The sequence below is a fragment of the Flavilitoribacter nigricans DSM 23189 = NBRC 102662 genome (genome assembly GCF_002646595.1).
Lineage (GTDB): Bacteria > Bacteroidota > Bacteroidia > Chitinophagales > Saprospiraceae > Flavilitoribacter > Flavilitoribacter nigricans.
Genome location: NZ_PDUD01000062.1, coordinates 35,818 through 48,622, shown reverse-complemented (window position 1 = coordinate 48,622; position 12,805 = coordinate 35,818). Strand labels below are relative to the sequence as shown.

Sequence of the window (12,805 nt, the reverse complement as noted above, 5' to 3'; positions counted from 1 at the left end):
TTCCCAATCTCTTCCTGGCTATAGCCTTCCTGGTAGCGATCCCAGATCAATTGATTTCTTTCTTTTTTTGTCACGCTCTTTTTTAAATGTAAGTTACCAGTTTTTTGAGTGACTATCTAAATTCACTGAACGCTGTTCTCAAGAAACCTTTCGTGAAGCAAGTTCAGTTCAGCGTTCAGCGCAAAACAAATTAAAGAAATGAAAATCAATATGTTGACTGATGATCAACTGAACGCTAAACATAGAGGAATTTCATTTTTGGAAGGAAGTAAAAAGGCCAGCGTTCAGCTCGAAATGACTTAAGTGTATGATTTCCAGATTTTTACCTTAAAATTTACTGAACGCTGAACGCAACATTATTTCTTACTCCAATAATGGACACTGCTTTTGGGGACACTTAAAGCTTTGGAGATCTCAAAATTGGCGAAACCGTCTGCCAATAAATTTTTTATAGCTGCTTCTTTGGATTGCCCATCTAGAAATTGGCTTGAAAAACTTTTTAAGAGTAAAAGTTCTCTACTTTCAACATTACTCGTCTTAAGCCCAACTTCTCGAAAAACTTTTAGAAGATGAGCGTAGAAGTAATCGGTCAACTCAATGGCTTTGTTTACCGCATCTATTTCAACCACCTTTGGTTCCCTCTGCTGATTTCCGACATTCTCGATAAACTGCATGATCAAAGCCAACTTGGGCATGAGTGCTTCCATTTTAGATAGCGCACTTTTAATCGCTTCAGATGTATTTGGATCGTTAATTGGCTGGTTTATAAACGTTTCGTTCCACTCGTAAAATTTATCCTGGGCGGGGTAGCTAAATTCCAGAGTAATCGGTTCTATTTGGCCAGCGTTGTTTTCAGCCTTTTGAAGATGCAAGAATCGATGAATGAAGTTTTCATAGTCTTCCGCTACCAGTGGTGCCATCGTTGTATAGGATACTTTTCTTTTTATGGGTTCTGGAAATGAGAAGGCTATTCTGCTGGTAAAACCATTAATGCCTCTTCCATCTTCGAATAGATTGGATAGGATGCCCGGTTGTATACCCCCCAGCACATTAGCGAAAGGACTATCGACTCGAAAATTGTCATCATCTGTTTTCCTATTTAAGCGGATCGGTTGGTTGCTATAGAGACTCAACCATTGTTGTTCGGCACTGCCTCGGTTGTAGCGAGTCAGGTCATTGATCCAGCTAATGAGTTCATCCTTGAAGTACAATATACCATTAGGATTTTGCTTTAAGATGGGGATTAGGGCTTCGATGGTGGAGTCCGTTACGATGAGTTGTTTTGCAAGTGGCTTTTCCTGATCGGCTGCTTCAAGCTGTGATTTATGGTTTTCCAGTTCTTCACAGTACTGGAGGTAAAGGGATTTATCGATCTTCTGTAGCGGTAGGATAGCTGCATCCAGAGAAGGTGTTTTACGAATGCCGGAATATCCAACAATGGCCAACCAAAGAATGGGCCGCTCGGTCCAGCCCTTTTTAATTTGTATACGATAACTATTGCCTATAAGACTGGCCACGGCAGAGAGTACTCCTACTCCAATAAAATCCGGAACCAGATTGAGGCATTCCGTGCTTTCCTCAATGTAGGCTTTAACTACATCCGGAAAGACATTAATGGGAAAAGGCTTGGTTTCCATGGGCGGCTCTATAAGTGTTGTTGATTCAAAAAATGGAACTGGCTTCTTGGAGATTTTAATGTGTGTAAATTCTTTCATGATTACCAATATTTATCAATCACGGATGGGAGTGTCCCGTTCATTCTGGTTCTTATAAAAATGGCATGTCCAGCAATCTGTGAATCTTTAGCTTCCGCTCTTTTCATCATGCGCTCGATATCTCGCCAAACGGATAGATACCGGAACGCATGGATTTCTTTATAAAGGGTATGCAATTGAGTGATCGTTTCATTTTGCTGATCCAGGTAAAACTGCTTTGCATTAGGAGTAGCGGAATAATGCTCCAACCTCTTGGTAAGCTGTTCGATTACTTCTTCCAGAATGGTGAGCTTTTTATCTTGTTCTTTAAGGGGCATAATAGTGTTCATCGGGAGTGTTTTTCTAAAAATTGGATAATGCTTTTTTGGGAGTACTTTATAATTCTGCCGTATTGACTGAAGCGGATAGCCCCCTGGTCTCTGAGTTCCTGCATTTTACTTTTGCTTTTAACACCAAGGAGATGCTTTGCTTTGTTGGTATCGATCCAGTCACTATCAGAATTGGAGGTTGATAAAAAATGGGCTTCTTGTAAGGCTTGCTTGAGTTCTTGCATTAAATCTTCCTGAAGTTTTTGAAAGGCTTCACTGTGAATTACGATAACTTCCATAGTAGTCTGTGTTGGTTTTTAATCAGTTTAAAAGTGGTCTAATAGGCTTATTAATTTCTAAATCGCTTCAACAATTTTAGTAATTTAAAATGACCACAACAAACTGTAAATCAGTCGAATAATGTAAATCGTTTTTAAAACTTTTGTAAAAGAAGGAATTACTTTTTTGTAAAAGACTTGTAAAAAAGTTACTGCTAAATAGCTGATATTAAGGCAGTCAATTTTTGAGGAAAAATTTCGGAATTGCTATGTGAAAAAGCTTCAGCTCAAAAGTCAAAGCTTTGATTAACAGTTGATTAAAAAAATGCCGAAAATTTTTTAAACAACTGAAAATCAGGGAGAAAAATTTCACCCAACGATTAAGTCGTTGGCATCGTCCAAAACATCATGATCAAAATGGGCTAAATAGGTTTCGGTAGTTTTGAGATCGGAGTGGCCTAAAGATTCTCCGATGATGGCTGGAGCCACTCCAGAGAATTTGGCAATGGAAGCCCAGGTGTGACGGGAGACGTAGGAGGTTAGGTTGGTTTCGATACCGCAGAGATCTCCGATTTTCTTGAGATCCTGATTGAGTTTTTTCCGCTTGTCTTTAAATCTTTTCCGCTCAGTTTCCATATCCACGGAATCATCCTTCGTCAATATGGGAAAGACATAATCTGCCGGTTTATGCTTTTTACTACCTAAATAATAAGAAAGAACTTCTTGTGCTTTAGATGTGATCTTTATGTTATATAGCTTGCCAGTTTTGATCCGTTTGTATACGATCCGATCTTTCTGAATATTCTGCACTGTCAAATAGGCTACATCTATGAAGTTCATTCCTTTCATATTGAACATAAAGACAAAATAATTTCGACTATGCCAGATCCTGCTGCCATTAGGCAGCTCGATGTCTATGATCTTTTTAATCTCTTCTTTTGAGATAGCTCTCTTCTGCGTTTTTTCCTGTTTTATTTTAAACTTCCTGAACGGGTATTGTTCTTGTGGTAAAATCCCTTCATCTATAGCCTTATTCATTATTGCCCGTAAAGTTCGGAGATAAACACTGATACTATTTACTTTGATACCTCTCGCTAAACAATCAGCTTCGAAATCAGCCAGAAACCGGTGGTTGATATCCTTTAACAACAAATTTTCATTTGAAAATCTGAATATTGCCTTTAGGCATGTCTTGTAGGTTTGAGCGGTTCCTACCTTTCCGGATTTTAGCTGTCTTTCGATAATGCTATTTGCAAAATGGGCTAAAGTAAATTCATGCTGATTTCCGAGATCGGCTTCATCGTCCGTCTTAAACATTTCATTGATTAAGTTTTGCTTGAGTTCATCAATTGATAGCTTACGGATTAGCAGCTCTTGCTCGGCAAGGTAGTTTGTGGCAATAGAGAGGAGATTCCTGATTTGAGCATTAACTCTACCGGAATTTGGGTAAGATGAGTTCACTTTATGATCCCGAACATGCCATTGATTTTTCTTGAAGAAGAAGTTTAGTGGAATATACCTTGCTAAGTTTTTGTGGAAGACTTTTAATTTTAGAGGGTAGGTTTCATCACTTTTAGCTCGTCTGATGTCAAAATAGAGTTTTACTGAGGCCATTATTTTTAAACGATAAATATGTATTTCAAATATAAATATTTGCACAGTATTTGCACGGAAAAATTGGTTTTTATCATACCCTAAAAACCTTAAATTGACTCCAACCCCCTTGTTTCATTAGCTTTCAACGATGAAGTAATTTTTTACAGATTTTTTAAAACCATAAATTTTTGCCTTCTAAGCAGACGGTCGAAGGTTCGAATTCTTCCGCGTTCACCACTGAAAATGAAGCACTTACAAACTTTTTGAATGTAAGTGCTTTTTTCATTTGCACGAAATTTGCACGGTAGATTTGAAATTCACGGATTACATATCGAGGTTATACTTTTTCTTGTGCTTATAAAGCGCAGGCATATTATTGGATATTTTCTTCAATCCACTTTCTTGGAGGAATCAAGTTATTTAAAATGGCAACTTTATTCTGAATGCAACTCCTAGGTGAGTATTATAGAATGGGTTCAAATTTTTATTTTGTAATCAATATTTTTTTTGAATTAAAATACTTTATAATGTGGTTTTGTGAAAACTATTTTTATTTTTGCTGGCGAATTACAGTATTAAAGCAACTATAGTTCTACATAGCAACATCCAATCTACTCTATCTTTTTTCCTCTCAGTCATTAAGAAAACACTCATAACGTAAAAATTTTTAATATATTCACTTGGAATTGTTATCGCATTTCCAAGTGATAAAACGGTATTATTCCAAATCATCCCTTGGAAATAACCTATGAACACCGATACCCCAAATAAGGCTAATCTCAACGGGAATGACCAAAGTCAATCCGCTATAAGTAAGCTTACCCAAGAAAAGCCTACTGAATCTAATGCAATTCAGATTCCGGAGATTTCCTTGCCAAAAGGTGGTGGTGCTCTTAAAGGTATCGATGAAAAGTTTGAAGTAAATGCCGCCAATGGAACGGCTGGATTCAGCATTCCTCTACCATTAACTCCCGGCAGAAACGGTTTTTCTCCTTCTTTAGCATTGAGCTACAATTCTGGAGGAGGCAATGGCCCATTTGGTTTAGGGTGGTCCATGGGTTTGCCTTCTATTCAACGAAAGACAGATAAGCGTTTACCCCAATACAAAGATGACAGCAAAGGCGAAGAAGATATTTTCATGTTTTCCGGAGTGGAAGATCTGGTACCTTACCTTACACAAAATGACTCCGAAAACTGGGAGTCGGTGGAAGGCTATTTTGCAAATGAGGAATACTTTATAAAGCGATACCGGCCTCGGATAGAAGGTAGTTTTTCAAAAATTGAGAGAATTACCAAAAAAGGAAATGGAACGTATTGGAAAGTAACTACCAGAGAAAATGTAGCCACTATCTTTGGCCGAACCACCAATTCCCGAATTGCAGACCCTACCGACCCTAGCCGAATTTTTCAATGGCTACCTGATTTCTCATATGATGATAAAGGCAATTGGATACAATACGAATACAAGGCAGAAAACCTGGAAAAAGTAGAGAATACTGTTTACGAAAAGAACCGTATTAATGGCCTATCTCCCTTTACCAATAAGTATGTAAAGTATATTCGGTATGGGAATTATCGACCCTATTATGCTAATCCAACCGAATGGCACGATCCGCAGTTACCTAGTGATAATACCCATCTTTTTGAAGTAGTATTTGATTATGGAGAACATGATATAGCTATACCTGTACCCCAGATAAATGCTGATTCTAAATGGGATTATCGACTTGATCCTTTTTCTTCCTACCGGTCCGGATTTGAAATTCGAACCAATAGGTTATGCAAGCGAATATTAATGTTCCATCATTTTGAAGATGAAAAACAGTTTGATGGTACACCATTTGGAAAGGACTATCTAGTTCGTTCTCTTGATCTTCATTACCAGCCCTCATCCATCAACAACGCTGGGCAAACAGAAGTTACCTATCTGCAATCCATTACCCAAGCGGGCTATATTCGAAAAACTGATGACACCTATTCCAAAAAGTCATTGCCTCCAATGGAGTTCCAATACCAAAACTTGCATTGGAACACTCAAGTAAGAACGGTTGATAAAGAAAGTATTGCAAATTTGCCCGTTGGACTCACAAACAACTACCAATGGGTAGATCTGTATGGAGAAGGTATATCAGGAATACTAACCGAACAAAGTGGAGGCTGGTTTTATAAAAGTAATTTTGGCGATATAGGCGAAGATGGCCAGGTGAGCTTTGCAGCCGCAAAAAAGGTAGCTCCTAAACCTTCATTTTCCGGCCTTAGTTCAGGTGTGTTGAGCTTACAAGATTTGGCTGCAAATGGCGAAAAGCAAATCGTAGTCAGTAGCCCAACAATGAAAGGGTATTTTGAGTTAGGCCAGGATGAGAATTGGGAGCCTTTTCAAGCCTTCGAAAAGGTCGCAAATATTAATCTACAAGATTCCAATTCCCGCCTAATTGACATCAATGGCGATGGCCAACCTGATATTGTAGTTTCCGAAGAAAATGCTTGGTTGTGGTACGAAGCCGATGGAAAAGCTGGACACAAAGCAGCCCAAAAATCCATTAAGGCTATAGATGAAGAACAAGGGCCATCCATTGTGTTTGCCGATCAGGAGCAAAGTATTTTCCTGGCAGACATGTCTGGTGACGGCCTTACAGATATCGTACGCATAAGAAATGGAGAAATTTGTTATTGGGCCAATATGGGGTATGGCCAGTTTAGTGCAAAAGTAACAATGGGGAATGCTCCGCTTTTTGATTACGATGATCTATTTAATCCGCAATATTTACATCTGGCAGATGTAAGCGGGACCGGGGCAACCGACATTCTTTATTTACGGCAAGGCCAATTTAAGGCCTATATCAACCTAAGTGGCAATGCTTATAGCGAAGCCCATGTAATTGATCCATTTTTTCCAATGGATCAAAATGCTAAGCTGTCGGTCATTGATCTTTTAGGGACAGGAACGTCTTGCATTGTTTGGTCTTCTGACCTTCCCGCAAATGCAGGATCTTCCATGCGGTATATTGATCTTATGAGCAGTAAGAAACCGCATGTATTAATGAAATATGTCAATAACCTGGGGAAGGAGACAACACTTATCTATAAGAGTTCCACTTACTACTACCTACAAGATAAGTTAGCCGGAAAACCCTGGGTAACAAAATTACCGTTTCCGGTACAAGTCGTTAGCAAACTTATAGTAGAAGAAAAAATAACGAATGTTCGCTTTGCTACCGAATACCAATATCATCATGGGTATTATGATCATTCCGAGCGAGAGTTTCGTGGTTTTGGACGGGTGGATCAAATAGACACAGAGTTTTACGAGCAGTGGATGTTCAATAGCTCAGCGACTGAGCAAGACAAAAACGAAGCCTTATACCAAGCACCCGTTTTAACCAAAACATGGTTTCATACCGGTGCATTTTTAGATAGAGAAAGAATATTAGACCAATTTAGAGAGGAATATTGGTATAAGGAATACAATCGAAGATTCTCTGAAGCAACCTTATCCGTTTCCGAATTGCAATTGCCTCCGGCTACTGTCAGTGCAGCCACTGATGTCTTAAAGAAAAGTATTGCCCATGAGCTATCATTAGCGGAATGGAGAGAAGCCCTCCGATCTTGTAAAGGTATGGTTTTACGCCAAGAAGTATTTGCTCTTGATGGCCCTAAAGTGGAGCCGGATGAAGGAAATTTGGAGGAAACCGAAAAGTATAGAAAACAATTTAAACCTTACACCGTAGCTACGCATAACTGCCACATTCAACGTGTACAAGCCCGACAAAAAAATCAGTTTGGTGTGTTTATGGTTACCGAAGGGGAAGCGCTTAGCATACAATACGAACGAAACGAAACGGACCCTCGCATTGCGCATACCTTAAATGTAAAAGTTGATGATTTAGGTAATACTCTGGAAGCAGCTTCTGTAGTTTATCACAGACAGCTAATAGATTCTGCACTCCCTCTGGAAACTCAGGCAGTACAAGCAAAAACACTGATAACCTACACCCGTAACTCATTTACCAACGATGTTATTCAAAACCATGCTTACCGTTTACGGCAAGCTTCTGAAACGGAGATTTATGAGATAACTGGACTAAACCAATCCGGCAATTTATATACAAGTCAGGATTTCCACCATGAGGATAAAAATATACTGGAATCGGGGAGCCAATTAATCGAATACCATGAAGTTTCCGACCCATCAAAAATACAACGCAGAAAAATTGAGCATGTCCGAACAGTTTATCAAAAAGATGACCTTACCGGACCATTGATCCTTCATGTATTAGAAAGTAAAGGCATTTCTTTTGAAAGTTATCAATTGGCTTATACCGAAGGTCTGTTTAACCACATCTACGGAGACAAAGTAATCTTTTCAGATAGCTTAATGAAAGAGGTTCGTTTTGTTCATTGCGAAGGGGATAATAACTGGTGGATTCGTTCAGGAGTAGCCCAGTATTTTGATGATGCTTTAGACCAAGATGTATCAACTGCAAAGAAACAATTCTATTCTCCGACCGCCTTTATCGATCCTTTTGGAACGATCACCAAGGTCCGCTACTATAAGGATTACTTCCTCTTTATTCAGGAAACGGAAAATTCGTTGGTAAACTACGAGCCGGTAAATGAAACCGATGACGTACTGGAAAACACGGTAAAGATTGAGCAATTCAACTTTCGTACCCTTGCTCCGCAAGTAATGAGAGATGTAAACGACAACCTTTCAGTAGTACTAACTGATGAATTAGGTTTGGTTAAGGCCACAGCTATTTTAGGAAAGGATTTGAATAAAGATGGCATCGCAGAGTTCGATCCAACTGATGATTTGGATGGTTTAAATGAGGTTGCCGGAGAAGAGGAAGCTAAGGCTATCAAATCTTTTTTTCAACCGGATAGCTTAAATAAATTAGATGGCTATGGCCGTTTTCTATTAAAGCATGCCACTACGCGCTTTTTATATGACTTCGAAGTGTATAGAAATACAGGTAAACCGGCCGTAGTTGCTTCCATAAGTAGAGAAACCCACCACCATATTGCAGAAGATAGCAAAATTCAAATTGCTTTTGAATATTCCGATGGCTTAGGCAATGTAGCAATGCTTAAAGCTCAAGCAGAGCCCGAAATAACCGAAACTGTAGCAAAGCAAGGCAATGAAAAAGAGACTACTGAAGCATTAGAATCCAACACCAAAATTTCTACCACAAAATTGCGCTGGGTAGGCAATGGGCGTACCATCTTAAACAATAAGGGTAATCCGGTCAAGCAATATGAGCCTTACTTCTCGTATACTCCTCATTTTGAAGATGCCCCGGAACTAGTTAAAAAAGGAGTAACACCCATTCTTTATTATGATGCTTTAGGAAGGAGTATTAAAACGGACTTTCCCGATGGTACTTTCACCAAAGTAGAATTTGATGCCTGGCTACAGCGTAGCTACGACCAAAATGATACTGTAAAAGAAAGTCGATGGTATATGGATCGCAAAAGCCCAGATCCAGATCCAAATACCCCTCCAAGTGACAAAGATGAATTGGCGGCCTGGAAAGCCGTTCAACATTACAACACGCCCACGGTGGTGACACTGGATACTTTAGGCCGCCCCGTATTAAGTATTGCTCACAACCGAATACCAATAAAGGACAGCTTTGGTAAGATCATTGATGTAACAGATGAGTATTACTATACCAGCATCAAGCTAGATATAGAGGGCAATGCCATTGAAGTCGTTGATGCCAGGAGCAATCCTGTAATGACTTATAGGTACGATATGCTTGGCCACCGGGTCTACCAGAATAGTATGGATGCCGGAGAACGCTGGATGCTCAATAATGCAATGGGAAATCCGGTAAAGAAATGGGATGGCCGCAAGCATATTTTTGAATTTACTTATGATGTTTTGCAACGCCCACTTGAAAGTAAGGTAATAGGAGGCCAAGGCACTAAGCTGGACAATATTTATGAAAAGATCATTTATGGCGAAAACCAAAGCAATGATAAGCAACTGAATTTACGAGGCCAGGTTTTTGCTCAGTATGATACTGCCGGTAAAGTAGCTATCGGTGCTTACGATATAAAGGGCGCACCGCTCAGCAATAGCAGGCAATTTGCCATTGATTATAAAGAAACCGTGCACTGGAGTGGAGATTTGGCTACTCTATTGGAACCGGCAATATACACCACCGAAATACGCTACGATGCCTTGGGCCGAGTAATTTGGTCGCAAACTCCGGATGGTAGCGTAACCGAGCCAGGCTATAATGAGGCCAGTTTACTGGAAACGATAAAAGTTACCCAAGAAGGGTCTGCCCAACTCTTTGTAAAAAATATTGACTACGATGAAAAGGGCCAGCGTTTAAGCATTACTTATGGTAATAATGCAAAGACCACCTATTCGTATGACCCCAACACGTTTCGGTTAATACAACTGATTACCACTGCTCCTGATGGTAGCAGGGAGCTACAAAATTTACATTATACCTACGATCCGGTGGGCAATATTTCTGAAATTGAAGACAAATGCATTCCTACCCATTTCTTTAATGGAGAAAAAACAACGGGGCGAAACCAATATACTTATGACCCCTTATATCGGCTAACCCAAGCCAATGGGCGTGAGCATACGGGCCAAGTAAGTTTTGGAAAAACGGATAATTGGAACGACATCCCTTTCCTTAAAAAGTATAGCCCTGGTGATGATATGGCTTGGCGTAATTATACCCAAAATTACAGGTATGATGCGGTTGGCAACATACTCCAAATGCAACACTTAGCTTCAGGAGGAAACTGGACAAGGCATTACCAATACCAAACCCAAAATAATCGCCTAGAAAGCACTACCGTAGGCACACAGACCTATACCTACCCGCATCATAGCAGCCACGGTTTTATTTCCAAAATGCCTCACCTGGAGGTAATGACCTGGAATTTTAGAGATGAGCTAAAGACTGTAGCTAAACAAAAAATAAATTATGGCACTCCGGAAACCACCTACTATGTCTACGATGGTAGTGGGCAAAGAATTCGTAAGATAACAGAAAACCAAGCCTTGGGAAATGCATTGCCAAGCAAAAAAGAAGAGCGACTTTATTTGGGGGGTATTGAAATTTATAAGAGACACTCGGGTAATCATAGTGGTTTGGAACGAACTACGTTGCATGTGATGGATGATACTCGAAGGCTTGCTATGGTCGATACTCGTAATAATGTAAATGATGATACCGATTCAAGAACTACCCGATACCAATTTGGTAATCATTTAGGCTCCGTAACATTGGAGCTGGACCAAAATGCCAATATAATTAGCTATGAGGAATATCATCCTTATGGAACAATTGCTTATCAGGCTACGAATGTAGAAGTTAAAATAGTAGCTAAAAGATATCTCTATTCTAGGATGGAGCGAGATGATGAAAGTGGACTAATTTACAATAACTCTAGGTATTACCTATCATTTCTTGGTAGATGGCTAAAACCTGATCCTCTAGGATTAGTTGATGGCGTAAATATTTATGAATATGTCTTAGATAATCCAGTGAATCGAATCGATTTAAATGGACAGCAAAGTGATGGTTGGAGTGAGTTGTGGCAAAAAGTTAGTTTTTATCATTTTGCTTTTCAAATGGGGGTAAGTAAGGGTTTTAATGACAGTGTTGAAAGGACTTGGCAGTTCTACACTAAAGATATGTGGAGGAAAGAGACTTGGCAAAACATGGGCAATCTATCCTTTGCTTTGATGGCAGGAAATGATTGGTCAGAGCTTCTTTGGATGGATAACAATCTGGGGACTCAGACTGTAGAAGCTAGGTTGAATTTTAATAAGGGTGTGAGTAAGTTTTTTGATAATATAAAAAGTAGCAATCCTTTTGAATTTGGAGAAGCAATAGGTCAGATTACGTGGGGTATCACTGAAGGTATTCTAGGTAGCAAAGGTGTAAGCACATCCTCAAGCATTGTGAAAAATACTATCTCCAATGTTTCAAAAAAAATATCTCGGAAGATAACAAATGTAAAAGTACCTGCCACTGGATTATCAGTTGTAGAAGAAAGGTTAAATCTTGCAAAAGACTTTTTAGAGAAATCAGGAGTGCCGGATATTGATCGTCACCTAAAAGCTATCTACCTTGATGACCCCGTACTCATCAAGAATTTAAACGAAGGTGATGTTGTTTTTAGGTACTCCTTAATAAGTACTACAGAACCTAAGCATTACTTCTTTCTAGAGGAAGGTATACTTCCGGGTGAACTTGGAAAAAACATAATAAATTCCTATCCTTCACTATTTCAAATAGAAAAGTTCACTCTAACCAAAGAAGTCAAGGTGTTAGAATCAACAGTTGAGCAGGCAGGACCTGGGGCTCGACAAATATTTAGCGTTGAAATTGAAAAAAATTCTATAATTAAACCTCATAAATTTACTAATGAATAAACTGGATGAATATCATTTGTGGCTTATGCACGCGGTGTCTTCTCCTTTAGAAGATACTAAAAAGCATTATTACTATGACTGTCAAAAAAAAATACTTTTTGGAGTTTATGTTGAAGGAAATACGCTTAAGCCACTCTTAAGGCATAAATATATATCGATAAAAGATGATGATATAGCTTTTGGGTTGCAGATAGATAGGCTTAAGCATTCAAGAAGTGAATTAATTGAGGTGCCTAAATTGAGTCTAGAGGATAGGATTTTTTTCTATAATAATTTTTTTGAGTCATTGGATAAAGAAGATCGAAGAATATTTAACAAGCATCATTTACAAATACTTATGGATAGAGATTTCGATAATGAAATTAAAAAAGAGAATAGAACATTGTTTGCTCGATGGGATCGGGCTAGAGATGTTTTTTTAGCATCGAAAATTAAAATTATTGAAAGGGATTTACAATTTGATTTTAGTACTGTCCAATTACTTTGGTGACGTTG

At 38.9% G+C, this 12,805-nt stretch carries 6 protein-coding genes and 1 tRNA gene; 3 read left to right on the top strand and 4 right to left on the bottom strand.

Going from position 1 to position 12,805, the window contains the following annotated elements; genetic code table 11:
* Positions 1 to 356: 356 nt before the first annotated feature.
* The 4 genes from CRP01_RS38755 to CRP01_RS38740 all read right to left on the bottom strand — a co-directional run bounded on the left by CRP01_RS38755 (position 357) and on the right by CRP01_RS38740 (position 3,915).
* Positions 357 to 1,715, bottom strand: a complete 1,359-nt coding sequence (locus CRP01_RS38755) for a YfjI family protein (RefSeq protein WP_099155486.1) — start codon at positions 1,713 to 1,715, stop codon at positions 357 to 359.
* 2 nt (positions 1,716 to 1,717) lie between these two features.
* Positions 1,718 to 2,044, bottom strand: coding sequence for a hypothetical protein (locus tag CRP01_RS38750; RefSeq protein WP_099155485.1), 327 nt, complete (start codon positions 2,042 to 2,044; stop codon positions 1,718 to 1,720).
* Complete coding sequence (locus CRP01_RS38745; RefSeq protein WP_099155484.1) at positions 2,041 to 2,322, bottom strand: helix-turn-helix domain-containing protein; 282 nt, start codon at positions 2,320 to 2,322, stop codon at positions 2,041 to 2,043. The genes CRP01_RS38750 and CRP01_RS38745 overlap by 4 nt, the downstream gene beginning before the upstream one ends.
* A 348-nt stretch (positions 2,323 to 2,670) precedes the next feature.
* Positions 2,671 to 3,915 carry a site-specific integrase gene (locus tag CRP01_RS38740; RefSeq protein WP_099155483.1) on the bottom strand — a complete coding sequence of 415 codons (1,245 nt, stop codon included), beginning with the start codon at positions 3,913 to 3,915 and terminating at the stop codon, positions 2,671 to 2,673.
* 132 nt (positions 3,916 to 4,047) lie between these two features.
* Here CRP01_RS38740 and CRP01_RS42605 point away from each other — a divergent pair.
* The 3 genes from CRP01_RS42605 to CRP01_RS38730 all read left to right on the top strand — a co-directional run bounded on the left by CRP01_RS42605 (position 4,048) and on the right by CRP01_RS38730 (position 12,800).
* Positions 4,048 to 4,134: transfer RNA gene (locus tag CRP01_RS42605), tRNA-Arg, on the top strand.
* 511 nt (positions 4,135 to 4,645) lie between these two features.
* The gene (locus CRP01_RS38735) at positions 4,646 to 12,310 is read left to right on the top strand and encodes a SpvB/TcaC N-terminal domain-containing protein (RefSeq protein ID WP_099155482.1); all 7,665 of its coding nucleotides are present in this window, start codon (positions 4,646 to 4,648) and stop codon (positions 12,308 to 12,310) included.
* Positions 12,303 to 12,800 (top strand): hypothetical protein, encoded by a 498-nt coding sequence (locus CRP01_RS38730; RefSeq protein WP_099155481.1) that lies wholly within the window; start codon positions 12,303 to 12,305, stop codon positions 12,798 to 12,800. Before CRP01_RS38735 ends, CRP01_RS38730 begins: the two co-directional genes overlap by 8 nt.
* Positions 12,801 to 12,805 lie beyond the last annotated feature (5 nt).